Consider the following 24,968-nt stretch of genomic DNA (forward strand, 5'->3'; position numbering starts at 1 on the left):
TAAACGGTTCATTTCAAACAAGAATGGTCTACGAATGCCGCTAGCACTTTAAAGGAAATGAGTAGAAATAACCATAATATAATATATAGACCTTGGTAAGTGTGCAGGCATGGTGTATAGCATGGGCCTTATGACTTATAAATATGCCCTTGCAAGGCCGATAATTATGGGAGAGCTTATTATCTTAGAGGAAATTTGAGTATTATGAAAACATTGAGAATAATCTGTTTGGCCCTAGGGTTTGCGGGAATATACGGCTCCCTTTTTTCACAGTCTTATTTTGATGATGGCCTTGATGCGGATTTCCACCGTGGTCGTCGCGAGGCCCTAAGGGAGAAAATGCCCGAAAAATCCATGGCAGTTATCTTCACCAATCCTGTCAAGAACCGGTCAAATGACGTGGATTTTATCTACCATCCTCAGACAGACTTCTTTTATTTGACAGGCCTTAGGGAGCCTGATGCGGCCTTACTGCTGTTTAGCGAGCCGGTATCGGTGGGTGGAGAATTGGTCGATGAGCTTATCTATGTGCAGCCACGTGATGAGACCGCCGAGATGTGGAATGGTAAAAGGCTGGGGAAAGAAGGCGTAGGTAAGTTTTTAGGCTTCCAGCAGGTGTACCTGAATGAGGAATTTTTAGAAGGCGTTTCTTTAGAGGATTTTGAGCTGATTCTAAGCTTTAATCTGGCCGATGGTATTGAGGAGAGCAATGCAAATAAGTCCATCCAAAGCATGAGAGATCAATTTAAGGAAGCCAGTAATTACCCTGATCAGCTATCAGAAGTGACCAATAAGATGTACGAGCTCATCAAAGCTACGGATGTGGATAACTCAGCGAATGTGGCCCAAGTGATAGGCCGCTATCGCAAATATTACCCAGAGGTGGAGAATGATGCGATGCTAACCGCCTACCTCGAGGCTGAGTCACCTGAGAAAAGAATGGAGATAGCGCAGGAAATTCCAGCACATAAGGTGAATATCAGTGCCCTTACGGAAATCATGGAATCGCTGAGAGGAGTCAAAACCGCTGAGGAAATCAGTATGCTGCAGAAGGCCATCAAAATCTCCGCCATTGGTCAGATCGAGGTGATGAAAGCCCTGAAGCCGGGCATGTCTGAGCGGGAAGTGCAGGGGATTCACGAATTTGTGTACAAAAGATATGGAGCTGAAAACGTGGGCTACCCTTCCATCGTGGGTGCCGGGCATAATGGCTGCATTCTTCACTATATCTCCAATGACCTACGAAATCCCGATAAGCGCCTGATGCTAATGGACCTTGGCGCAGAATGGCGAGGATATACTGCCGATGTCACCAGGACCATTCCCATTACCGGGAAGTTTACCGCCGAGGAAAAGGCAATTTACGATTTGGTCTATAAAGCCCAGGAAGCAGCTATGACGGCCTGCAAGCCAGGATCTGAATTTGGGGATATTAGCAAAATCGCTCAAAGGGTCATCAATGAAGGTTTGGAGGAGCTGGGAATCATCATTCGAGGTCAGCGCCATCGATATTTTCCACATGGAACTAGCCACCATCTCGGTTTGGATGTACATGACCGCGGTGAGTACGGTATGCTGCAGAAGGGTATGGTCCTGACCGTGGAGCCGGGGATTTATATTCCCGAAGGGAGTGACTGTGACCCCAAATGGTGGAATATAGCGGTGAGAATAGAAGATGATGTACTCATCACTGAGGAGGGATTCGTAAACCTCTCTGCCGATGCCCCGCGCAGCAGCGCGGCGATAGAGAAGATGATGGCCCAGCCTAGCATATTAGAAGAATGGGTACTTCCTGAATTATAAATAAAAAATCCTGAGGTTTCAAATAACTGATACCTACACGAAAAAATTACCAGAAGCGAGAAGATCATGCCCCTAGCTTCTGGTGAATTTTCCTATTTAATTATTTCAGTACTTGCTTTTCCCAGCTTGCACCACTTATATCTGTTATTTTAATACGATATTCTCCCGTAGGGAGTCCCTCCAATAGAGGACTATCAAAATTTAAAGTGGCTCTAGCCCCCAGAGGAAGGATCAAGCTATGTTTGCCAGGCTTTACCTTGGCTATATAATGGTTTTCTATCTGTGACTCTTCCATATTCGCAAGATCATTTTGGTCAAATTCAAGTTTGCGATTACCCTGCTTATCCATCAGCTCAATCCCAATGATCCAAGCGCCATAGACATCCACTCCTTCAGTTCTGAACACCTCAAAATCAAGTCTTCCCCCAATAATTTTGGTTTGAGAGATTTCTATTTTTGGCTTCACAGACTTATTGTGTAGCGTACCCCACAGTCCTCCATGGAAGACCTGGTTGGTAAATAGCGTCAAGCCAAAAATGAGCAGTGCGCCCGACAGGACCAATTTAGGAAACAGAGAATCATTGATCGGCAAGGTTCCGGAGCCTATCCATGGAAACCATGATTTCTTGGTGATCCCAAGGTTATTCTCAATCATATAGCGATCCACGGAATACTTGCCACTGCCGGTGAGGAATAAGATAAACCCGGAGGCTATCCCAAGTACCCCGATTTGCCATTCGTCTAAGCAGGTGGTGCCAATCCAGCCAGAACCCAATAGAATGCCCATGGCCAGGCCAAAAACACCGACACTCATCAGTCGCGTGAATACCCCAAACATGATGAGAAGTCCCACGATGCCTTCAATGATCGTGAAGGTGACCATTGCCATCCATAGAGCGTCTGGATTCTCCACCAAATACTGAATGATGGGCTTGATGCCTAGCGCATGAGGAAGGAAATGGTTGAATTTTTCTCCTATATACCCCGGCAGCTCAGGGTCTAATTTGTCCGCTAAAATGGTTCTTCGGAAGAAGGCCGAAAAATAGGTCCAGCCTACCACCAGCCTTAATGCTAAGGTCAATAGACCAGCGTCATTTTTATTATTAGTGATATTATGCATCTTACTATTAAAAACTTATGGTTAAAACTCCTTTTTTCTTTTGCTGAAAGCCATATAAAATGCCATTGTCCACCACCTCGACGGAGGAAGGAAGGTCCTTGGCCTCTAAGTCAAATTTTGATAGGGAAATGCCGCAGACATAGATTTTGATGCCTAGGCTTTCGGCTTTTTGCAATTGTGGATTAAACTGGGGATCGGTAATGATATCTTGCACGGCTTTGCCGCAAAAGACAAGCTGGAAATCCCCGAAATCAGCCCCATCCTCCTCGGCCAGCCCCTGTGCCGCCAAGAGAATGGGAGATAGCTGCTGCGCCTTTTGGGAGAGTGCAAGGTACCGATTTGCATGCCTTTCGGTACTCGTTTGGCCTTGCCCTTGCAAAGAAAAGAGTGTAAGGAAACAAACCGTGAAAATATAAACAGAATAAGATTTCATATAAATATATTTTTATTAAAGATAGATAACTATACCCTAGTACTATTTCCGTCAAGGAAAGTAAAAGGAATAAGGCCCATGCCTCATTTAGCCATTAGTCAAAAGCAGGTTTGAGTCTGCTGAAAGTGGATTTGAAAAGCGTATTCAGACCGCCTGTTGGCAAGGTTTATAGATGGCCTTATGGCAATGGCAATAGGATTTAGGGAAATATAGGATAGGCCCAATCCTGACTTCTCACTAGGCTTATTGTTATTCACCCAAAGTGGAAAGGATTCTGAATCAGCTAAATGAAAAAAGATTTAGGAATAAACCTTCAGATTCTGATATAAAATATAAAGAGGAATATAGCTGACCTTCTCTTCCAAGCTCGCATGAAAATGGAGGAAAGTATCAGGCTCCACTGCTGTGGACGTTTCAAAAGTATAAGGTATGAGGCTGAATGCAGGGATTTCCCATTGCTGATTGGTAGCGGCAGAAATCGCTTTTTCGGATATATCCAAGTTTGCGCAGCCTTGATTGGCAAGGGTCGATAAGCCTTTATTGGTAACTTCTGTAAGGGGAAGTCCGGATAGGGTTTGTATAGACTTTCGGACTTTGCAGGGGGAAAGCATGAGTAACATGGCGAGGCCAAGCACTGAAAATAGGGTAAAAAATGTCTTTCTTTTCTGCGATTCTCTCACGGCTAGGCTTTACTATTTTTGTTTGGGATAGGAATTATTCCTTTACCAAAAAGAGTGTACGGTAGTACAGCATAGGGGTTTCAAAAGTTAAGGTATTTGTTTCCTGAAATCAGCAGAATACTGGCATGATAAAAGAATAAAAGAACATGAATCACTACTCCTCACGCATCCCACTTTTCATGCCATGGTTGAGGCTGGATTGCTGGGCTTCGAATTGATTGCTGGGGAATAGTGGGATAAGGATTGTTGATATCAGTAGATAAATAGTACCTTAATTATCATTCTTCAGGTCACCTCGCTTGATGGATTTGATGAAGTTAGCCCAGGCAAAAGGATTAAGTAGGGGGAAAGACCTTGGCCCATAGCGATCCTGCACCTGCTGCATTTGACCTGCCTGCAAGTTTCGGAAGTTTTCATTGGCGGAGGCCGGCATTTTCTCAGCCCATCTTATGAACATTTGAGGACTTAGGTTGCCGCGATTTAGTGGAATATCCTCTATATTGGCGGCTAACATAGCTTGTTTGAATTCTTCCTCAGTGGGGTAGGGCATTACTTCTACCTCGCTCAGGGCGATTTCATCCTGTGCCATGGTAAGGATTAGACTGATCTTATCATCCGTCACCTTCATGGGAACCTGAAAGGTTTGGTTTTGAAGACCCACGAAACTGAAGATTACACTGTCACCTTCTGCTACGGGCATGGAGAAATATCCAAATTGATTGGAACTGGTACCGCGTCCTTTTTTAGGAACATATACGTTGACCCCGGATACGGCGGTGGTGCTGTCATTATTTAGGATAACCCCAGAAAGCTGAATGACCTTCTTTTCCTCTGTTTGCTGAGCGCTTACAGAGGTAGAAATCATTATTCCCGACAGGAAAAATAAAAAGAAAGCGAAATATGTAAGGGAGAATTTCAAAATATCCTTTTTTTAACGAAACGATTGGTGGCCAAAATAGTTTAGCGTATTGTGTGCCGATTTCAACTGCTATAATAGGGGTTTTTCGCTGCATTTTCTTAATTTCAAGCAGCTTTCTTCGTTAAAAGTTATTAAATGAGACTCAAGAACATTAGTTTAAATTATGGCATGAGGGTCTTCAAAGCCCTTTCTGAGGAGCCAAGGGTACGCATTATCCACCTTCTTATTCAGAACAAGGAAATGTGTATCTCTGACCTGGAGCATATTCTGGAATTTACCCAGACTAAGACCAGCAGACATCTGGCCTACCTTAAAAATTCTGGGCTGGTGGGGAGCAAAAGAATCGACCAGTGGACCTTCTATTATATCTTGGATGAGGCGATGGAAATCATCAACCAGATATTCAAGTTTATCCAAAAGGATATAAACCTCATCAGGGATCAGGAGGTATATGAAATCCTAAAGTCCAATCGAGAACTGGCGATCAATAAAATCGAAAATCAACCCTATAAATAAGTACCCTTAAAGTGAGAAAGTACCAGCATTTGTTTTTTGATCTTGACCATACCCTTTGGGATTATGACCGCAATGTCCAGGAATCCCTATCTGAGCTATATGAATTATACGCTTTGGCCGGACTGGGTCTGCCATCTGCAAGCGATTTCTATCAGGGATTCCTATTTGTAAATATGGGCCTGTGGGAACACTATAATGTGGGCAAGATCGATAAGGTGACGCTTAGAAAAGAACGTTTCAGAAGGATCTTCGATCATCTGGGAGCAGGAAATGCGGAGGTTCCGCAGGCGATGGAGGAGGATTTTATGCATAGAACCTCTACAAAGCCCCATTTGTTTCCACATTCCAAAGAGATTCTCATCTACCTGCAGCAACACTATCAGCTTCATGTGATCACCAATGGCTTTGACCATAGTCAGGCACAGAAGATGAGCTCTTCGGGTATTGGCGAGTACTTTCAGCTCGTGGTCACCTCTGAGACTACAGGTCATAAGAAGCCCGACAAGCGCATCTTCGAATATGCGATGGGCAAGCTGGGCGTAAAGGCTGAGGACTGTCTGATGATAGGTGATAATCCGGTTTCGGATATTCAGGGAGCCAAAAACGCCTCCATTGATCAGGTGTATTTTAATCCGCATGGAAGTGAGATAGATCCCCAGGCGACCTATACCATTACCCATTTGTCTGAGTTAGAAAACTTGCTGTAATTCAGGAATAGTAATATTGGGGTACCCCAAATAAAAAAGGCCTAAAAGTCCCCAGATAGGCAGAGGTTTCAGGAATGGTTCCAGCCAATCTGGGGAAACTTAGCGGCTACTTGGCATGGTATATGCCGCATTTTACATAAATTGTGCGACTAGGAATATAAAAACTCAAAATTGTTATGTTAAAAGGTTTTTTTAATGTGCCGGAACCAAAGAATGAGCCGGTGTTTGACTATGCCCCCGGGAGTCCGGAAAAGGCGAAATTGAAAGAAGCGCTCAAGGAAGCTAGAAGCCAGCAAGTGGATATTCCCATGTATATCGGTGGCGAGCAGGTGAAGACTGGGAAGAAAATCCCGCTTTCTCCTCCCCATGACCATCAGCATCTATTGGGTCACTTCCATGAAGGCGATAAAGGCCATGTGGAGCAGGCTATAAATGCCGCTCTGGGGGCAAAGGAAGCTTGGGAAACCATGGAATGGGAACAAAGAGCTGCCATTTTTCTGAAAGCTGCCGACCTGATCGCTGGACCCTATCGATATAAAATCAATGCAGCCACCATGCTCGGGCAATCCAAAAACGCCTATCAAGCAGAAATTGACTCTGCCTGTGAAATCGTGGATTTCCTCCGATTTAATGTGAAATATATGACTGATATCTATTCTCAGCAGCCTCCAATCTCTGGAAAGGGCGTGTGGAATAGGTTAGAACAGCGTCCTTTGGAGGGGTTTATCTTTGCCCTTACTCCATTTAATTTTACCGCTATTGCAGGAAACCTTCCCACTGCACCCGCTATGATGGGGAATACCGTGGTATGGAAACCTGCTTATACGCAGATCTATGCTGCCAATGTACTGATGGAGGTTTTTCGTGATGCAGGCGTTCCTGATGGTGTTATTAATTTGGTCTATGTCGATGGACCTGCAGCAGGAGAGGTGATCTTTGACCATCCTGACTTTGCGGGTATCCACTTTACTGGATCCACCGCTGTGTTCCAGACTATCTGGAAAACTATCGGAAATAATATCACCAAATATAAATCCTATCCGCGTATCGTGGGCGAAACAGGAGGTAAAGACTTCGTGGTCGCTCATAAGTCAGCACGTGCGAAGGAGCTGGCTACTGGTTTGGTAAGAGGCGCTTTTGAATTTCAAGGACAGAAATGCTCAGCAGCTTCCCGGGCTTATGTGCCTTCCAATCTATGGGAAGATGTGAAGAAATACATACAGGAAGATCTTTCTACCATGAAAATGGGTGGAGTGGAAGATTTCACCAATTTCGTGAATGCGGTGATAGATGAGAAGTCATTTGATAAAATCGCTAGCTTCATCGATAAGGCTAAGGAAGAAGGGCTGGAGATTATTTCCGGTGGCAATTATGATAAGTCCAAGGGGTATTTTGTGGAGCCTACCGTCATCGTGACCAAAGACCCAATGTACAAAACCATGTGCGAGGAGATTTTTGGTCCAGTGCTGACCATTTACGTGTATCAGGCAGATCATTTTGAGGAGACCCTGGAGCTCGTTGACCAGACCTCTCCGTATGCACTGACAGGAGCGATATTCTCTCAGGATAGATACGCTGCTGAATTTGCTACCAAAAAGCTAAGAAATGCCGCCGGGAACTTCTATATCAACGATAAGCCTACTGGTGCTGTGGTAGGACAGCAGCCATTTGGCGGAGCCAGAAAATCCGGTACCAATGATAAGGCCGGTGCGATGATCAACTTATTGAGATGGGTTTCTCCAAGAACAATCAAGGAAACCTTCGTCACTCCTACCGATTATAGGTATCCATTCCAAGGTGAAGAATAAGATTTCGATTAAAGAAATACCACTATCAATCCTAAGGATTGAGATCATTAAGAGCGGGCTTCCTAAAAGGAGTTCGCTCTTTTTTTTGCTGATCTGAGAGACGGATATTTATGGCGATTGATGCCCAAGGGAGGCTTAAAATGGTGATTAGGCTGAGGGTGGATGGGAGGCCGGGCTTCATGAGTGATATAGAAAGACTTATCAAATGCCCCACCTAAGCCTACTTTTGAATTTACCCTTTCTTATTACTCGGAAAGTGGATACTTAGCGGTCTATAACTTTAAATAAGTACGAGACGGTGAATTCTAAATTGGTAGCTGACATGTCAAAAATCCGATCCTGGCTTTCTGGGCGTCCTAGCTCGTAGGAAGCCCTTACTTCTGCGACGATGGTGCTTTTCCCAAATACTTTTGAAATCCCTGCGCCTGCAGTCAGTCCATACATAAAGCGTTTAGGGTCATCGCCTGGCTGGCCGTAAGTAGGCAGGATGGGTATATTGGGATTGGTAGATTCAAATTCCCTTCTGACGTCTTCGGCTTTCAGCAAATAACCAAAATGCGGCCCCATCTTAATATGGAATCGACCCGAGCCTCCAAAGTAAAAATTGGACAGCACAGGTATTTTCAAATAGTCAAATTGAGTTTCGTTGGAAAGGGTCTTTTCATCATTATATTCGATATAGCCAGTGGAGACATATTGAATGTCTAGCTCTATGCCGGCGTGATTTTGATAATAATGCTCCACTACCAGACCAAAGACAGGTTTGTTTTTTAAGCCATGGACTTTTTTACTGGGAATAGCAGGGTTGGATCTGTAGGACATTCCCGAATACGAAAGGCCTCCCCGGATGCCCACGCTCAGCTGAGCCTGCGCAGGAATACTTACCGCTATAAAAAGTACAATTCCTACTATGCCGATTTTCCTCAAAAGAGATTCTTTGATATTCAAGGTGCGATGATTAGTGGTCTGAAAAGGCTAATGAGGTAAAAAAGAAAAAATAGCTCGCCGAAGCGAACTACTTTTTCTTATCCTTTTTAATATCTTGAAGATCTTCCCGGTCTTTGAGCTTCTTATCATCTACATTCTTATTAAGGAAATCATTGATTTTATCAATTGAGAATGAACTTGATATTTCTCCGAAGGAGTTAATATTCATTTTGAAGCCATCGAGCTCAGGGTTTACTTTAGGATTTTCTTCTTTTTTGGTTTTCTTAGCCATGACGCATCTTTTTTTAGTAATCCCTGTGGATAAAGTCCCCAGGGCCATTCAAATTGGTAAAAGGTACTTCAATGGCTATCTGCCATTAAGATTCTATTACCTCTAGTGTGTTTAACGCAAAATCGATCCTTTTGATTAGCTCATCTTTACCGATGATCATAAATATCGAAATTAGATCTGGTCCTGCACCCGCGCCGGTAACTGCAAGGCGTACGGCTGGCATTACTTTGCCAAGCTTGATTTCGTTCTCAGCCGCCGCCTCTTCCAGCAATGCCTTGGCATTCACTGGCTCCAGGATGGCATCGAGCGATTCCAATTTCGCCTTATAGGTCGTAAGTACCTTCACGGCGTCAGCAGTCCATTTCTTGCTGGAAACTTTCTCGTCAAACTGATCTGGTGCAATCAACAAAAAGCGACCTTCTTTCCATAAGTCGGAAGGGAAAGTGGCGCGTTCCTTCATGATGGCAACGATTTGTTCCGCTTTTCCTTCTTCGATAGTTATGCCTTCGCTTTTCAGGTCTGCATTGAGGTATGCCGCTAGCTCCTCGTTGGACTTGGCTTTAAGGTATTGTTCATTAAACCACTTTGCTTTATTGATGTCAAACTTAGTGCCTGATTTGCCGATGCGCTCCACGGAGAATGCTTGGATCAATTCCGGAAGGCTAAATATCTCTCTGTTGTCCCCGGGATTCCAGCCCAAGAATGCAAGGAAGTTGATGAAAGCGTCTGGCAAATAACCAGCGTCCTTAAAGCCCTGTGAGAAATCCTCCGTCCGTGGATCTTTCCAGTTCATCGGGAAGATCGGGAAGCCGTTCTTGTCCGCATCTCGCTTAGAAAGCTTGCCATTGCCGTCAGGCTTAAGTAATAATGGTAAATGCGCAAACTCAGGCATGGTGTCTTCCCAGCCCAAATACCTGTAAAGTAGCACGTGAATCGGCGCAGATGGAAGCCACTCCTCGCCTCTGATCACATGGGTGATGCCCATAAGGTGATCATCCACGATGTTTGCCAAATGATAAGTAGGCATGCCGTCACTTTTCATCAGCACCTTATCATCAAGGGTATTAGAATGTACCATTACCCAGCCACGAATCATATCATTGAGGCGGATTTCCTCTTTTCTAGGTACCTTCAGACGGATAACATGAGGCTCTCCAGATGCCAAACGCTCCTTGACCTCATCCTCAGGAAGGGTAAGCGAGTTTTTCATCTGGGTTCTAGTGATGGAGTTGTACTGTGGAGAGACCACCCGAGCAGCAGTAAGTCGCTCACGCATGGCATCGAGCTCCTCAGAAGTGTCAAATGCATAATACGCAAAACCTTTTTCTACCAAATCCATGGCATAGTCCATATAGAGTGGCTTACGCTCAGACTGACGATAAGGACCATGAGGACCTTCTTTCCATGGACTTTCGTCTGGCACAATCCCAATCCATTCCAGCGCCTCCTTAATATATTCTTCCGCCCCAGGAACAAATCGGGTCTGGTCGGTATCTTCTATTCTTAGTAAAAACTGGCCTCCTTGCTTCTTCGCAAAAAGATAGTTGTAAAGGGCGGTGCGGACACCACCAATATGTAATGCCCCAGTCGGAGAGGGTGCAAACCGTACACGTACTTCTTTCGTCATTTTTTTATCTGTTTCCTAATTCTTTCAGGGAGAGCTCCCTGGCAAATTCCAAATGATAATTTCTTCACCGAGTATCTTGCCTTTTTTGGACTAATTTACTCCGTAAATACAATCAACAAAGATACAAAAAGATGATTTATAAAGATAATATCCCTTTAGGTAATCCGATGTATTATATTTTATGGAATTTTATTTTGGGCCTGGCGGCAAAATTGATGCTTGTCTTTTTTCTGCTTTGCAGCAATTATATAGCTTCTGCCTTACAAAATCCCTGATTCCCCTCAGTGGGAACATATTCTTAGCCGCCATGTGCTAAGCCGAACGAAGGGATGGGAAAGCTGTACCTTCTATACTTAATATAAGCCGACTTCAGCATTGCCCTTTAGAAAAGTACCAGCTACTTTTTACCTGCGTTTGGTATTTTTTCTACAGAGGCTTTATTGAGTGGCTTGATCCAATTTACCTCTTATCTATATTTATAAGGATGGGAAGCTAAGGTTTATAGATTCTTTATTTGATGTGGATTGGATATTGCGAAGCCGCTTAGCACCATGAGTATTTTAGGGTATTAGATTTGAGTAAAAAAAATATAAGCGTCAGCCAAATTATTCTTCGCAGGCCTAGGAAGGATATGGGAAATAGGAAGAATGATGCGTACAGCTTGAGGAGGGGATGAGTTTAGCAATAGGAGGGCATAAAAAAGCCCGGATAGTTGGATCCGGGCTTTGGTGAGTTAAATTATTACTACCAGGACCTGTGCTTGGTCATGCTGCTAATTTAAGGATATTGTCTTATTACTCAAAGTTTTGAAGGGGGAAAATATTGTCTTTCAAATGCAATATTTATATTCCTAAATCCACTTGATGACGCAAGATGTCTTCAAATGTTTCTCTTTTGCGTATAAGATGTGCTTTACCGTCCAGCACCAGAACTTCCGCTGGTCGTAGTCTGGAGTTATAATTGGATGCCATGCTGAAACCGTAGGCACCAGCATTCTTAATGGCAAGGATATCTCCTTCTTTCACTTCTTTGATTTTGCGATCTGCAGCGATGGTATCTGTCTCACAGATATACCCTACGATGGTGTACACCCGCTCTGGACCGTCCAGCTTGGAGATGTTTACCACCCCATGATAGGCATCATACATCATTGGTCTGATCAGGTGATTGAGTCCTGTGTCCACTCCTATAAAGGTGGAGGCAGGCGTAGATTTTACCACATTGGCATGCACGAGTAGATAGCCACATTCGCTCACCAGGAATTTCCCTGGCTCAAACCAGATTTCCAGTTCCCGGCCATATTCGGTGCAGAATGCTTTGAACGCGGCGGACACTTTCTTGCCCACATCCTGCATGTCTGTGGTGATATCACCTTCTTTATAACCCACTTTAAAGCCTCCTCCAAAATCAAGGAATTTCAAATCCCTAAATTCACGGGCGGCGTCAAACAGAATTTCGGCTCCTTTCAGGAATACATCAGCGTCCAGGATATCAGAGCCAGTATGAATGTGAAGGCCGATGACATTCAGCGTATGCGCTTCCACGATTTTCAGCACATGCTTCACTTGGAGGATAGAAATCCCAAATTTTGAGTCTATATGTCCTACAGAAATCTTGGCATTGCCTCCAGCGAGGATATGTGGATTTAGTCGTATGCATACAGGCACAGTATTACCATAGTGTGTCCCAAAATGCTCCAACATAGGAATATTGTCAATATTGATCATCACCCCTAAGCCTACGGCTTCCTGGATCTCCTCAAAGGCGACACAATTTGGGGTAAACATGATTTCCGAAGGAGCATAGCCTACGTGTAGGCAGAGATGTACCTCCTCGATTGAGACTGCATCAACACCCGTACCAGCCTTCTTCATCAACTTCAGAATATTGATATTAGAAAGGGCCTTAGTGGCGTATTTTATTTTAAGATTTGCAGAAGAAAAAGCGCTTTTCAGCGATTCCACTTGATCCAAGATCTTCTGGCCGTCGTACACGTACACCGGCGTACCAAATTCTTTTGCGATATCCAGCATAGGGATACCTTGTATTTGGTATTGTTGGTTGTTGATGGTCATGATTTTTCCAAAATAAATTAAGGTGGCAAATATAAAGAAGGCTAGCCAACAAAAAAAGGAAGGATGCCCCTTCCTTTTTGGATTTATTATAAAGCTTATTTTAAGAATGCAGATTTGAGAGCCAATCCACCACCAATGAAGGATCGGATAGTATGCTGTAGCACTATATCATTTATTGTCTTTCATTGGTAATTGTGACCAAATCTAGCTTTTTTGTATATTCATGAGGCCTCCAGCTGGTCTTTATCGCTGTTAAAAATTGTTAAGCTTAGAATATCCTACATGATATGGTATAAATTTGCGATATGTCTAAGACAAAAATGAAAATCATTATTCTTCTCATGTCTCTGGCCACCTTAGGTTTGGTGGGCTTTCAGTACTATTGGGTGACCAATGCGCTGAAGATAAACCAAGAGAGATTTGAGCAGAATGTCTATCAGTCTCTGGCAGCCAGCATATCACGACTGGAGCGTGGGGAGACCAGTGATATTATCCTCAATGCGGTGGCCCAGGACAGTACGTTTAAGTCAGTATTCTTTCAGAAGATTGAACCCATTCAATTCAATATACTCCGCAAGGTATCCATAGAGCGCAGGCCTTCGGTGATGGATTCGTTATTTAATGAGCCTATGCCGCAGGTGTCGCAGACCTTCCAGCGCATCATCGCCTCCCGAGGTGGTAAGCCCCAAAATCAATTTGAATTGCAGAAATATTTTGAGTTGCCGGCTTCCGTGGCCAGCCAGCTATTTACCCCAGATGAGATGGCCATTTACCTGCGGGAAAAAGAAAAATACCTGGGTTTTGTGGCCCGCAGAGATAGTTTTGCGCAGGTGCAGGATTATATGGTGAATCGCGAGGCCTTGATTACCGAGGAGTATAATGTATCAGAGAATGTGGCTGAAAATATTGTGAAGGCCAATAAGAAAATCGAATTAGTGGAGGTCGTGCTTTCCCAGATGATATCAGATGCCAGTCAGAATATCCTCAGCCGACTTGATACTGCAGACCTCAGGAAGGATATCACCTCCCAGTTGGCACAGAGAGGGATCGAAGGCCAATTCGAATTGGCTATTATGGATAGTCGAAATCAGCTTATCCCTATTCATGAGGTGGTCAATACTCACAATTTACGCCTCAATGGCATAAAAGCGGCCTTATTCCCTGGCGACCTGATGGGGCAGGAAAATTTCATGATTATCCATTTCCCTTCCAAGCAGCAGTATTTATTGCGGCAGGTGATATTGCCACTTTCGAGTTCATTATTGTTTTTGGTGATTATTATTCTTTGTTTTATATATGCGATCAAGGTGATCATACGCCAAAAGAAGCTGTCTGAGACCAAGAATGATTTTATTAATAATATGACGCATGAGTTTAAGACGCCTATAGCCACGGTCAGTCTGGCTGTGGAAGCCCTACAGGATCCAGATCTGGCTAATCAGGATGCGTTTAGAAATCGGTACCTTGCGATCATCAAAGATGAAAATAAGCGACTAGGAACGCAGGTGGAGAAAGTGCTCCAGGCTGCAGCCTTAGAGAAGAAGGACTTTAAGCTGAAATTTGATCTGATCAATCTGGTAGATTTAATTGAAGACTCCAAGAGGCATTTTGACCTTCAGGTCGAAAAGAAAGGTGGCCAAATTGAACTGGAGGTCATTGTGGATAACCCTTATGTGGAGGCCGATGCCTTCCACTTGTCCAATATCATCAACAATCTATTGGACAATGCTAATAAATATTCTCGCGACCAGCCGCTGATTCAAATCAGCCTGATTGCGGATCCCGATCGGATAAAACTGATCATTCGCGATCATGGTATGGGAATGTCAAAAGACTCTGTCAAGAAGATATTTGATAAATTCTATCGCGTACCTACCGGAAATGTGCACGATGTGAAAGGCTTCGGGCTAGGCTTGGCTTATGTCAAAACCATGGTCGAAGCGCATCATGGTGAGATCGCTGTCGATAGTGAAATAAATAAAGGAAGTACATTTACGATCATTTTACCCCGAAAACAATGAGTAAAGCAAAGCTTTTAGTCGTAGAGGATGACCCAAACCTGGGTGATATTCTTCAGGAATACCTTAATATGAAGGGGTATGAAACCACGCTGTGCAAAGATGGTGAGGAAGGATGGACAAATTTCAAAAAGGATAAATTTGACCTGGCCATTTTGGATATTATGATGCCCAAAAAAGATGGGTTTACCCTGGGTAAGGATATTAAGAAGATTCAAGACGACCTTCCTATTATTTACCTTACCGCCAAAAATATGAAAGACGATGTGATTGAAGGGCTCAAAATCGGAGCGGACGATTATATCACCAAACCATTCAGTATGGAGGAGCTGCTCCTCAGGATAGGCGCCATTCTACGAAGGACTCAGAAGCCAGATGGACAACCTGCTGCCCTGAAAAACTATCAAATGGGCGACTTGCTTCTTCATTATGATGAGCAGATGCTGGAAGGTCCCGATGGCAAGCATAAGCTGACCTCCAAAGAAAATGAATTGATCAGACTATTGGCCTCCGAGCTTAATAAGCCAGTAAGTAGAAGTCATGCCCTCAAGCAGATCTGGGGAGATGATAGCTATTTCAACGCCCGTAGCATGGATGTGTACCTTAGCAAGGTGAGGAAGTTGCTGAAAGCGGATCCCAAAGTTCAGATTATAACCCTTCATGGGGAAGGGTTTAAGATGGTGGTAAGCGAGGGCTAAGTGGCTCTTGCTCCTTCCTTAGGGGCAAATAATAAGATTAGCAGCCCTCTTCGTAAGTCTGAAACTATTAGATAATCTCTGGAGGAGAATTAATATTAAAAAAATTCCCCCCGCCCGTGGAGGCAGGGGGATAGACATAAAACTAAACTGATTCTTTGAGCAAATGATCGAGTTTTTTGCCAAGATCTAATACGAATGGATCTTCAAATAAGGTAAAATGGTCTCCTTGTACAGGGATCACTTCAACGGATTTACTGTAATCTGACCATCCATTACTCGGATGATTGAGGGATTTTGATGGTATTATTCTGGCTTTGAAGACAATGATTTTCACCTCCAAAGGCTTAGGGGCGTAATTGACCATCGCCTCAAAATTCAGATTTCGAATTTTATTGATAACCGCCGCTCTGCCATCAGGGGCCGACTTTACTTTAAGCTTTAGCTTTTCTAAAATCTTGTCCTTCTTTCTCGCCGCGGCACGAAGTTTAAATTGCCCCATGGTTTTAGGCGCTTGGATTAGAACTTGCAGCTCCACCTTTTTCTTGCGCAATTTATCCATCCAATGATTAAGTGATGAATCATTTTTGTGTGCATTCATAGGCATATTGACCGCCTGCGTGTCAAACATATAAAGCTCCTTGACCTCCAGGCCTTTTTCAATGAGAATTCTGGCCATTTCATAAGCCACATATCCTCCAAAAGAGTAGCCACCCAGCAAGTAAGGTCCTTCTGGCTGCTGCTCTAGCAGCTCATTGGTATAATGTACCGCCATTTCCTCCACCGTTTCCAGTGGGGTATCGCTGCCATTGAGGCCTTTTGACTGGAAGCCATAGATCGGTCTTTCTGGATCCAATAAAGAGGGAAGTTTGAAGAAAGTTCCCGCATTAGCCGCCATTCCATGGACCAGATATATTGGTGTTTTACTGCCAGTGGTCTTTACAGGAACCAATGATTTCCATTCAGCGGATTTGCCAGATAGCTGCTGCTCGTCCAGGTAAGCGGCAAATTCCCTTAAAGTAGGATGGCTAAATAAGCTTGTCAATGGTAAATTGATGCCTGTAAGCTGATCCACCTGGGTCATGACCTCCACGGCCAAAATGCTGTGGCCACCTAGGTCGAAGAAATTGTCGTCCACAGAAAAGGTGACCATCCGAAGGCTCTTTTTCCAGACTTCAAACAGTAGCTTCTCCATCTCCGTCTGAGGTTCTGCACCATTTGCGCTAGCAAAAGAACTAGTTTTTTCTGGTACTGGAAGGGCTTTTCTATCGATTTTGTTATTGGCAGTTAGCGGGAGCTCAGCGAGCATCACCCAGTCTGCAGGAATCATATATTCTGGAAGCTGTTGCTTCAATAGTTCTTTCCACTGAGCAGCCATTTGTAAGAATTCGGACTGCTGTAGGCTGTTTTTAGGGACAATAAATGCTGCCAGTCTTTTATTGCCAGGGCGGTCTTCCCAAGGGTTTACCGCCACTGCGGCGATCTCTTTCTCCTGCAATAATAACTGCTCGATCTCTCCCAGCTCAATTCGGAATCCACGGATCTTCACCTGATGATCAGCTCGGCCGAGGCACTCGATATCACCATTCAAAAGCTCACGACCCAGATCGCCAGTGCGGTACATGATAGGTCGGTCCATCTCAAATGGATTAGCCAGAAAACGCTCCACCGTGAGGTCTTCGCGTCCCAGGTAGCCCACAGATACTCCATCACCACTAATATAGATTTCTCCACTTTGGCCAGGCTCTACTTCATTGCCATTCTCATCGAGGATATAAATGCCTGTATTGTCTATCCCCTGGCCGATGGTGATTTTATCGTCCTTAGCGTCCAGCTTTTTGATGGTGGAGTAGATGGTGGTTTCGGTTGGGCCGTAGCCATTCCACACTTCATCACATAAGCTCAGCATGGTGTGCGCCAGATCAGAAGGGAATGCTTCACCACCACTTAAGGCTCTAAGGGCTAATGATTGGTCCCAGCCGGCAGCGGTAAGCATCCTCCAGGTCACCGGAGTGGCCTGCATAAAGGTGATCTTACTGCTTTTTAATAATTTGAGCAATGCTCTTGCGTCTTTGATCGCCTCAGCATCCGCAAGGACGATGGTGGCGCCAGAGATAAGAGGCAGGAACATCTCTAATACCGAAATGTCAAATGATATCGTGGTGATGGCAAGTAAGCGATCACTTTCCGTCATTCCCGGTGCTTTCTGCATGCTTAGCAGCAGATTGATAAGGTTCTTATGGCTGATTTGTACGCCTTTTGGCTTTCCTGTGGATCCAGAGGTAAACAAGACATAAGCGAGGTCATCGGCCTCGATGGGCGCTAGCTTGGGACATTCAGGATATTGGCTGAGAACTGGCTTGACCTCATCCATAAGCAGATGCGGAGCATTGCCTGGCAGGGAGCTGCTTAGGCTCTTACTGGTCAATATACCCACAGCGCTGGCATTGGAAAGCATGTATTTTATTCTATCCGCAGGGAGTTTTGGATCCACTGGCAGGTAGCCATGACCAGCTTTTAGGATGCCTAAGATACCGACGATCATATCAATGGAGCGTTCCATAGAAATGGCAAAAATGCCCTTTCCAGCAGGATATTTCGCCAATAGATAGCTGGCTAGCTGCCCAGATAGCTGATCAAGGTCAGCATAGGTAATGCTTTCCTGATGAAATTCAATCGCATTCTTGCTGGGATGGATCTGCGCTAATAACGAAAAATGACTGAGAAATGAGCGAAAATCCTCCACTTCATAAAAATTTTGACCCTTATCACAGGGGCTCTTAGCCCTCCTTAGAGGGTTATTGGAGGAATTGACTGGTGGCAAATGATTTGCCTTTGTCAATATACTTTGTCGAGTTGTTTCCATACGTTGGAATAAATTGAGGATTATAGTAGTAAGTTCCTGGCCGATCATAAAATCCCTTTCCCATCTTCATCATCGCTAAAAAACTAGATAATGGAAGTTCCTAAGACAAGTATAACTTAGAAATAGGATAGTTGTTATAATCATTAAATCATCAGCCTCCCTATCTATTAATATAGTATAAGGTAAAGTAGTTTATGTAAATATAAAAACGATTTTTGTAATCAAAAAAATGTATTTAAAATATATTTTTCAGGTATTAACCATCTAATAATAAATAGTGTTTAAAAGTATTCTGATAGTATTTATTGAGATATAATGGGATTATTCTAACGAAGCCTTGAAATATTTTTGTAGCAGGGAGAAATTTCCATTTTTTAGCCCTTCTGACTTTCGTTTTGACCTCGTGCAACTCAGTACCTATTATACACGATATATACCAGTTTTGCTTTATAATGCTCTTCATGCCCCCTTGGAAGAAAGCTAGAATGGCCCTGTAAACTATAAAAATTCCAGTTTAGGGCTTGTCATGCACGATTAGCTTACTTCTACAAGGTTTTGCCTAATGGAGATGTCCCAAGCTTTTTTTCAATGATATAGGTATAATAAGCCTGTTTTATAGCTTTAATTAATAAGGTCCAGCTATTAAATAGAAGGATAAGACTGGGGTAAAAGCACTTAAACAAAGCGTGGGAATGCGGATGGGTGAGGACAAGGGCTTACTTTAGGAAATCGATATTCCTGCGAAGGCCAGCTAATTTGGTTCTCTTGACGGCAGATTTCTGGAATACCTTGCTGAAAGTATCTTGGGTGATCTCCATCCAGTCTTCTTTGCTCATCTCCGATAGCTCCGGATGGGGCAGAAATTCTGGCTCTTGATGTGGCTTGGAGAATCTATTCCAAGGGCAGACGTCCTGGCAGATGTCGCAGCCGAACATCCAATTTTCGAATTTGCCTTTCATATCAGTGGGCAACTCCTCTTTGAGTTCGATGGTAAAATAAGAAATACATTTGGAGCCATCGACTAGTCCCGCCTGGGCAATGGCGTCGGTGGGGCATGCGTCGATGCATTTGGTGCAGCTGCCGCAGTAATCCTTCACCATGGGTGGATCAGGACTGACTTTGAGGTCAATGATGAGCTCGGCAAGGAAGAAGAAGCTACCCATTTTCCGATTGAGGAGTAGGCTATTTTTTCCTTGCCAGCCCAGGCCTGCTTTCTGTGCCCATTGCCGCTCCATGACAGGTGCGGAGTCCACAAAAGCCCGACCTTCTATATCGCCTAGCTCTTCTTTGAGTCTTTCTAGGAAAACCTTTAGCTTGTCTTTGATGACAAAATGGTAGTCTTTCCCATAAGCGTATTTGGCAATCTTAAGGTCTTCCCTGCCTTCGGGCAATTTATTTTCCGGATAATAATTATAAATCAGGCTGACCACTGTCTTGGCCCCTTCCACCAGTTTGGTAGGATCGAGCCGCTTGTCAAAATGGTTGGCCATATACCCCATTTGTCCATGGTAGTTATTGCTAAGCCATGATTCTAATTTGGGTGCTTCATCCTCCAGAAAACCAGCCTTGGCAATCCCACAAAAATCAAATCCCAGCTCCTTGGCTAGGGACTTGAGGACGGCGGCGTTCTTGTCTGATTGAATGTCCATATATTTTTTGGCTTATAGGATAGGTGATCGGGGATTACTCCCCAAATAAACTACCTGACTGGCCTCCCATATTGGGTTTTATTTTAAGATGTTTATAGGCCAATTCGGTGGCCATTCTTCCTCTGGAGGTTCTCTTGAGGTATCCTTCCTGGATCAAAAAGGGCTCATATACCTCCTCTATTGTTTCGCTTTCTTCGCTGCATGCGGTGGCAATGGTGGACAGACCGACAGGTCCCCCTTTAAATTTCTCGATGATGGTCATCAAGATTCTATTATCCATTTCATCCAGCCCATTTTCATCTACATCCAGGGCATTTAGGGCGATCTTGGCGATTTCCAGGTTGATGGTGCCATTTCCCTTGATATCTGCAAAATCACGGGTTCTTCTAAGCAGGGTATTAGCGATACGCGGTGTACCTCTGCTCCTGCGGGCAATTTCATATGCTGCCACCTCATCGATGGGGGCACCAAGGATATGAGCAGATCGGGTGACAATGGTGGTCAGCAACTTGGAATCATAATATTCTAAGCGGGCATTGATACCAAACCTAGCGCGGAGAGGAGAGGTAAGAAGTCCACTTCTAGTGGTGGCGCCGATCAGTGTAAATGGGCTTAGGGAAATCTGTACCGAACGGGCATTGGGACCTGAGTCCAGCATAATATCGATGCGGAAGTCCTCCATTGCGGAGTAGAGGTATTCTTCTACCACGGGATTGAGTCGGTGGATCTCATCGATAAATAAGACGTCACCATCTTCCAGGTTGGTCAGAAGTCCCGCCAGATCGGAGGGTTTGTCCAGCACGGGGCCAGAGGTGATTTTGAGGCTTGACTCCAGCTCATTGGCAATGATATGGCTTAGAGTGGTCTTCCCGAGACCGGGAGGGCCATGGAGAAGTACATGGTCTAATGGTTCGTTTCGCCTTTTTGCCGCCAACACGAAGATCTGAATATTATCCACAATCTTTTGCTGGCCTGTAAAGTCATCAAAACTCAGCGGTCGCAAGGCCTTTTCGTAGTCCTTGTCCGTCTGATTCATATTTTCACTGTCTCCATTAAGATAATCTTCTCTCATACTCTTCCACTTTACTGAATACAAATATAAGAATAAGCGCTCAAGTGAAAGAGATTGTTTAGGAGTATTTAGAAGCGCTGGATTTTTACTCGGGCTAGGAGGGGAAGGGCCTTGATTTAGACACAAAAAAAGCAGAGAGACTAAGCTAGTCTCTCTGCTGTATATAAAGTCAAATTAGCCATAAGGCTTATCTTTAGATCGCTTTTATTTCTTTAGCGCTAGCTGAATACTCAATTCCTGCAACTGATCTTCAGAAATAGCACTTGGTGAATCGATCATCACATCTCTTCCCGAATTGTTTTTTGGGAAGGCGATATAGTCTCTGATGGAATCACTACCACCAAATATGGCGCAAAGTCTATCAAATCCAAAAGCAATACCACCGTGTGGTGGGGCGCCATATTCAAAGGCCTCCATTAAGAAGCCGAATTGAGCCTGGGCATCTTCATCCGTAAATCCAAGGTGCTTAAACATCGTCTTTTGGGTGTCTCTGTCATGGATACGAATGGATCCGCCACCGATCTCCACTCCATTGATGACCAAGTCATACGCATTGGCTCTTACGGCACCAGGATCAGTTTCCAGTAGCGCAAAATCTTCAGATTTAGGACTGGTAAATGGATGGTGCATAGCATGGAAGCGGCCGCTCTCCTCATCCCACTCCAAAAGCGGGAAGTCAAGTACCCATAGTGGTTTGAAGGTGTTTTTGTCTCTGAGTCCCAGGTCAGAACCCATTTTTAGCCTCAATTCAGAAAGTTGCTTTCTGGTGGCATTGGTATCTCCTGATAGGATCAATAATAGATCTCCAGGATTGGCATTCATTGCCTCAGCCCATGATTTTAGGTCTTCCTGGCTGTAGAACTTATCCACGGAGGATTTGAGGCTTCCATCTTCGTTATATTTTACATAAACTAGGCCTTTGGCGCCTACCTGCGGGCGTTTTACCCATTCGGTGATGGCATCTATTTGCTTTCTGGTATAGGCGGCAGCTCCAGGAGCACAGATTCCCGCTACCAGCTCGGCATCATCGAATATTTTGAAGCCCTTATTTTGGGAGAGTTCGTTGAGTTCAACGAATTTCATATCAAAGCGAAGGTCAGGCTTATCGTTACCATAGTATTTCATGGCATCGGCAAAAGTCATTCGCTCCACTTCAGGAAGTTCCACTTTTTTGACATTGGCAAAAAGGTGCTTAATCAAGCCTTCAAAGGTGCTAAGGATATCTTCCTGATCCACGAAGGACATCTCGCAGTCTATCTGAGTAAACTCAGGCTGACGATCTGCACGAAGGTCTTCATCACGGAAGCATTTTACGATCTGGAAGTAGCGATCAAAGCCACTGACCATAAGGAGTTGCTTAAAGGTCTGTGGGGATTGGGGCAAGGCGTAGAATTCACCTTGGTTGATTCTGCTCGGCACGAGGAAATCACGGGCTCCTTCAGGGGTAGATTTGATCAATACGGGAGTTTCCACTTCCATAAAGTCAAGCTTATCCATGAATTTACGTGTCTCCTGCATCATGCGGTGGCGAAGTTGAAGTTTTTCGCGTACCACTGCACGTCTCAGGTCCAGGTACCTGTATTTCATGCGGAGCTCTTCCCCGCCATCAGTTTCGTCTTCGATGACGAATGGGGGTACTTTTGCAGCATTGAGCACATCCAGCTTGGCGGCTTTCAGCTCTATTTCTCCTGTGGGAATTTTCTTGTTTTTGGAAGTTCTTTCGATGACTTCACCGCTAGCCTGAATGACAAACTCCCTACCTAGGGAAGCGGCTTTCTCCAAGAGGGCTGGATCAGAGGATCCTTCTTCAAAAATAAGCTGGGTAACACCATATCGGTCCCTCAAATCCACCCATACCAATCCACCTTTATTACGAACCCTTTGGACCCATCCTGAAAGAGTTACTTCCTGGCCCACATCTCCTATGCGCAATTCACCGCAAGTATGTGTTCTTAGCATATCTATAATTTTTTAATCAATATCAGTCGCCAAAGATAATAATTCGATTTACAGTTTACTATTTATGATATTAAGTATCGAGGCTTTTTTCTTCAAAGCCTCAAATTTCTTTAAAATTCATCCTATTCATTATACCTTTGTTGGCAAGGAAAGCGTTTTACTTTTGAATTTCCACAAATAGCTTAAAATGAGTAAATACTTCGAGGATCGCTTGCTATTTGACTGGAATTTAAATTTATTAGAGTAACATTTGCAAATCAAAAAAAATTAAAACCCTAGAATGAAAAAATCATGGATCGCAGCAGCAGGACTGGTGCTGATGATGGCAGCAGGTTATGGCCTTTATGAGTATAGCCTGAGACCTGCAGTCGAGGAGGAAAGTGTGGTGGCTGTATCTCCAGAAAGTAAACCAAATATCGTGCATGAAGCCAACTTCCTGTACGGCATAAATGTCGACGATTTCAAAATCGTGGACGGGGTGGTGGGAAGAAACCAAACCTTATCGACCCTTTTGGCTCCTTTTGATGTGCCTTATCAGGTTATTGACCGAATTGCTAAAAAATCCCGCGACATATTCGATGTCCGTAAAATAGCATTCAATAAAAAATATACCGTACTCACCTCCAAAGATAGCAGCTCCAAAGCAGCATTTTTTATCTACGAACCCAATGCCGCCGAGTATGTGGTGTATAAGCTTGACGGTAACGATATCTATAAAGAGTCTAAGCCCATAGAGCTTCGCAAGCGTGAAGTGGGCGGAACCATCTCCTCTTCCTTATACGTCAATATGACCGAGCAGGGCATCACTCCGGATCTTATCGATGAATTCGCCGATCTGTATGGATGGAGCGTGGATTTTCAGCGCCTTCAGAAGGGGGATAAGTTTAAGGTAGTATATAATGAGAAATTGGTGGACGGCCAGGTGGTGGGTATTGAACCTATCCAGGTCGCTTATTTTGAGCATATGGGCCAGCCCTACCATGCCATTCCTTTTGAGCAAAATGGCCAGGTGACTTTCTTCGATATCGAAGGTAATAGTTTCAAGAAAGCATTTTTGAGAGATCCTGTGAAGTTTACCCGAATAAGCTCCCGCTATAATCTTCGAAGATACCATCCAGTACAAAAACGCTATAAAGCCCATCTGGGTACAGATTATGCCGCTCCTCGTGGTACAGAAATCCGTGCGGTGGGAGATGGTACCATCATTGCCGCAAGCTATACCGGCGGAAATGGCAACTATGTGAAAGTAAAGCATAATGGCACTTATACTACCCAATACCTCCATATGTCGAAGATTGCCTCGGGAATCCGAAATGGCGTGAGAGTAAAACAGGGTCAGGTGATTGGCTATGTAGGTAGCACAGGATTAGCCACCGGACCACATCTGTGTTTCCGATTTTGGAAAAACGGCAAACAGGTCGATTGGCTGAATGAGGAAATCCCTCCTTCCGATCCTATTCTCCAAGAAAACCAAATGGCCTTCGACAGAGCAAAAACTGAAAAGCTCGATCAGCTTGCTTCAATTCCCTATATCGAAAGCTTAGATGGGAAATTGGTCACTGAGGTAGTGAAATAAGCTCAATAAAGACTTCTTAAAGGTGCGATCTTTAATCATACGGTTAGAGATCGCACCTTTTTTTATGTCTAATAGGGTTTTCCCCTATGCTAGGAGGATACTTAAATCCTAAAGAAATTCACACAGGAACATCTCTTCGCAATTGAAAGTGAGCTGGGTAGGCTTATATATAGATGGCAGGAAGTAGCAGGTATTAGCGTTAGTTTGATAGCCAATAAAATTGACA

The 24,968-nt window shown here is 44.1% G+C and carries 19 protein-coding genes; 7 read left to right on the forward strand and 12 right to left on the reverse strand.

Annotation, left to right across the window (positions count from 1 at the left end):
• The first annotated feature begins 204 nt into the window (after positions 1–204).
• Positions 205–1,803, forward strand: coding sequence for an aminopeptidase P family protein (locus B050_RS0103670; RefSeq protein WP_026235601.1), 1,599 nt, complete (start codon positions 205–207; stop codon positions 1,801–1,803).
• Between the two features lie 100 nt (positions 1,804–1,903).
• Here B050_RS0103670 and B050_RS0103675 read toward each other — a convergent pair whose 3' ends face one another.
• From B050_RS0103675 to B050_RS0103690, 4 genes are all read right to left on the reverse strand, one after another.
• On the reverse strand, positions 1,904–2,923 hold the full coding sequence (locus B050_RS0103675; protein ID WP_018472537.1) for a TQO small subunit DoxD: 1,020 nt from the start codon (positions 2,921–2,923) through the stop codon (positions 1,904–1,906).
• Between the two features lie 7 nt (positions 2,924–2,930).
• On the reverse strand, positions 2,931–3,356 hold the full coding sequence (locus tag B050_RS0103680; protein ID WP_026235602.1) for a DsrE family protein: 426 nt from the start codon (positions 3,354–3,356) through the stop codon (positions 2,931–2,933).
• Between the two features lie 299 nt (positions 3,357–3,655).
• The gene (locus B050_RS0103685) at positions 3,656–4,036 is read right to left on the reverse strand and encodes a hypothetical protein (RefSeq protein ID WP_157492520.1); all 381 of its coding nucleotides are present in this window, start codon (positions 4,034–4,036) and stop codon (positions 3,656–3,658) included.
• 271 nt (positions 4,037–4,307) lie between these two features.
• Complete coding sequence (locus tag B050_RS0103690; protein WP_018472540.1) at positions 4,308–4,901, reverse strand: carboxypeptidase-like regulatory domain-containing protein; 594 nt, start codon at positions 4,899–4,901, stop codon at positions 4,308–4,310.
• 189 nt (positions 4,902–5,090) lie between these two features.
• On the opposite strand from B050_RS0103690, the gene B050_RS0103695 reads away from it, so the two are divergent.
• The 3 genes from B050_RS0103695 to pruA all read left to right on the forward strand — a co-directional run bounded on the left by B050_RS0103695 (position 5,091) and on the right by pruA (position 7,986).
• A complete protein-coding gene (locus tag B050_RS0103695) occupies positions 5,091–5,471 on the forward strand; it encodes an ArsR/SmtB family transcription factor (RefSeq protein WP_026235604.1) in 381 nt (126 codons plus the stop codon).
• A gap of 11 nt (positions 5,472–5,482) precedes the next feature.
• On the forward strand, positions 5,483–6,178 hold the full coding sequence (locus B050_RS0103700; protein WP_018472542.1) for a YjjG family noncanonical pyrimidine nucleotidase: 696 nt from the start codon (positions 5,483–5,485) through the stop codon (positions 6,176–6,178).
• Between the two features lie 176 nt (positions 6,179–6,354).
• Entirely contained in the window at positions 6,355–7,986 is a 1,632-nt protein-coding gene (gene pruA / locus B050_RS0103705; RefSeq protein WP_018472543.1) for an L-glutamate gamma-semialdehyde dehydrogenase, read from the forward strand.
• Positions 7,987–8,250: 264 nt separating this feature from the next.
• Here the strand turns inward: pruA and B050_RS0103715 are convergent, their stop codons facing one another.
• From B050_RS0103715 to lysA, 4 genes are all read right to left on the reverse strand, one after another.
• On the reverse strand, positions 8,251–8,934 hold the full coding sequence (locus B050_RS0103715) for a porin family protein (protein ID WP_018472545.1): 684 nt from the start codon (positions 8,932–8,934) through the stop codon (positions 8,251–8,253).
• Positions 8,935–9,001: 67 nt separating this feature from the next.
• Positions 9,002–9,205: a hypothetical protein gene (locus tag B050_RS0103720; protein WP_026235606.1), complete on the reverse strand. Its 204-nt coding sequence runs from the start codon at positions 9,203–9,205 to the stop codon at positions 9,002–9,004.
• An 85-nt stretch (positions 9,206–9,290) separates the two neighbouring features.
• Positions 9,291–10,832 carry a glutamate--tRNA ligase gene (gltX, locus tag B050_RS0103725; RefSeq protein WP_018472547.1) on the reverse strand — a complete coding sequence of 514 codons (1,542 nt, stop codon included), beginning with the start codon at positions 10,830–10,832 and terminating at the stop codon, positions 9,291–9,293.
• A gap of 842 nt (positions 10,833–11,674) precedes the next feature.
• Positions 11,675–12,907, reverse strand: a complete 1,233-nt coding sequence (lysA, locus tag B050_RS0103735) for a diaminopimelate decarboxylase (protein ID WP_018472549.1) — start codon at positions 12,905–12,907, stop codon at positions 11,675–11,677.
• A gap of 305 nt (positions 12,908–13,212) precedes the next feature.
• Here lysA and B050_RS0103740 point away from each other — a divergent pair, with 305 nt between their 5' ends.
• The gene (locus B050_RS0103740) at positions 13,213–14,928 is read left to right on the forward strand and encodes a sensor histidine kinase (RefSeq protein ID WP_026235607.1); all 1,716 of its coding nucleotides are present in this window, start codon (positions 13,213–13,215) and stop codon (positions 14,926–14,928) included.
• On the forward strand, positions 14,925–15,623 hold the full coding sequence (locus tag B050_RS0103745; protein ID WP_018472551.1) for a response regulator transcription factor: 699 nt from the start codon (positions 14,925–14,927) through the stop codon (positions 15,621–15,623). Before B050_RS0103740 ends, B050_RS0103745 begins: the two co-directional genes overlap by 4 nt.
• A gap of 142 nt (positions 15,624–15,765) precedes the next feature.
• Here the strand turns inward: B050_RS0103745 and B050_RS0103750 are convergent, their stop codons facing one another.
• From B050_RS0103750 to aspS, 4 genes are all read right to left on the reverse strand, one after another.
• Positions 15,766–18,486: a non-ribosomal peptide synthetase gene (locus tag B050_RS0103750; RefSeq protein WP_044201694.1), complete on the reverse strand. Its 2,721-nt coding sequence runs from the start codon at positions 18,484–18,486 to the stop codon at positions 15,766–15,768.
• Positions 18,487–19,202: 716 nt separating this feature from the next.
• Positions 19,203–20,135 (reverse strand): tRNA epoxyqueuosine(34) reductase QueG, encoded by a 933-nt coding sequence (gene queG / locus B050_RS0103760; RefSeq protein WP_018472554.1) that lies wholly within the window; start codon positions 20,133–20,135, stop codon positions 19,203–19,205.
• Between the two features lie 34 nt (positions 20,136–20,169).
• The gene (gene ruvB, locus B050_RS0103765; protein ID WP_018472555.1) at positions 20,170–21,207 is read right to left on the reverse strand and encodes a Holliday junction branch migration DNA helicase RuvB; all 1,038 of its coding nucleotides are present in this window, start codon (positions 21,205–21,207) and stop codon (positions 20,170–20,172) included.
• Positions 21,208–21,411: 204 nt separating this feature from the next.
• Positions 21,412–23,166 carry an aspartate--tRNA ligase gene (gene aspS, locus B050_RS0103770; RefSeq protein ID WP_026235608.1) on the reverse strand — a complete coding sequence of 585 codons (1,755 nt, stop codon included), beginning with the start codon at positions 23,164–23,166 and terminating at the stop codon, positions 21,412–21,414.
• Positions 23,167–23,446: 280 nt separating this feature from the next.
• On the opposite strand from aspS, the gene B050_RS0103775 reads away from it, so the two are divergent.
• Positions 23,447–24,742 carry a M23 family metallopeptidase gene (locus B050_RS0103775; RefSeq protein WP_018472557.1) on the forward strand — a complete coding sequence of 432 codons (1,296 nt, stop codon included), beginning with the start codon at positions 23,447–23,449 and terminating at the stop codon, positions 24,740–24,742.
• The last annotated feature ends 226 nt before the right edge of the window (positions 24,743–24,968 follow it).

It is taken from the genome of Echinicola pacifica DSM 19836, from assembly GCF_000373245.1.
Taxonomy (GTDB): Bacteria; Bacteroidota; Bacteroidia; order Cytophagales; family Cyclobacteriaceae; genus Echinicola; species Echinicola pacifica.

Bases quoted from the DNA above. Each gene is read 5' to 3' on its own strand.
- B050_RS0103670 (WP_026235601.1), top strand. From the start codon at position 205: ATGAAAACATTGAGAATAATCTGTTTGGCCCTAGGGTTTGCGGGAATA.
- B050_RS0103675 (WP_018472537.1), bottom strand. From the start codon at position 2,923: ATGCATAATATCACTAATAATAAAAATGACGCTGGTCTATTGACCTTA.
- B050_RS0103680 (WP_026235602.1), bottom strand. From the start codon at position 3,356: ATGAAATCTTATTCTGTTTATATTTTCACGGTTTGTTTCCTTACACTC.
- B050_RS0103690 (WP_018472540.1), bottom strand. From the start codon at position 4,901: ATGATTTCTACCTCTGTAAGCGCTCAGCAAACAGAGGAAAAGAAGGTC.
- B050_RS0103695 (WP_026235604.1), top strand. From the start codon at position 5,091: ATGAGACTCAAGAACATTAGTTTAAATTATGGCATGAGGGTCTTCAAA.
- pruA (WP_018472543.1), top strand. From the start codon at position 6,355: ATGTTAAAAGGTTTTTTTAATGTGCCGGAACCAAAGAATGAGCCGGTG.
- B050_RS0103720 (WP_026235606.1), bottom strand. From the start codon at position 9,205: ATGGCTAAGAAAACCAAAAAAGAAGAAAATCCTAAAGTAAACCCTGAG.
- gltX (WP_018472547.1), bottom strand. From the start codon at position 10,832: ATGACGAAAGAAGTACGTGTACGGTTTGCACCCTCTCCGACTGGGGCA.
- lysA (WP_018472549.1), bottom strand. From the start codon at position 12,907: ATGACCATCAACAACCAACAATACCAAATACAAGGTATCCCTATGCTG.
- B050_RS0103740 (WP_026235607.1), top strand. From the start codon at position 13,213: ATGTCTAAGACAAAAATGAAAATCATTATTCTTCTCATGTCTCTGGCC.
- B050_RS0103745 (WP_018472551.1), top strand. From the start codon at position 14,925: ATGAGTAAAGCAAAGCTTTTAGTCGTAGAGGATGACCCAAACCTGGGT.
- B050_RS0103750 (WP_044201694.1), bottom strand. From the start codon at position 18,486: ATGGAAACAACTCGACAAAGTATATTGACAAAGGCAAATCATTTGCCA.
- queG (WP_018472554.1), bottom strand. From the start codon at position 20,135: ATGGACATTCAATCAGACAAGAACGCCGCCGTCCTCAAGTCCCTAGCC.
- ruvB (WP_018472555.1), bottom strand. From the start codon at position 21,207: ATGAGAGAAGATTATCTTAATGGAGACAGTGAAAATATGAATCAGACG.
- aspS (WP_026235608.1), bottom strand. From the start codon at position 23,166: ATGCTAAGAACACATACTTGCGGTGAATTGCGCATAGGAGATGTGGGC.
- B050_RS0103775 (WP_018472557.1), top strand. From the start codon at position 23,447: ATGAAAAAATCATGGATCGCAGCAGCAGGACTGGTGCTGATGATGGCA.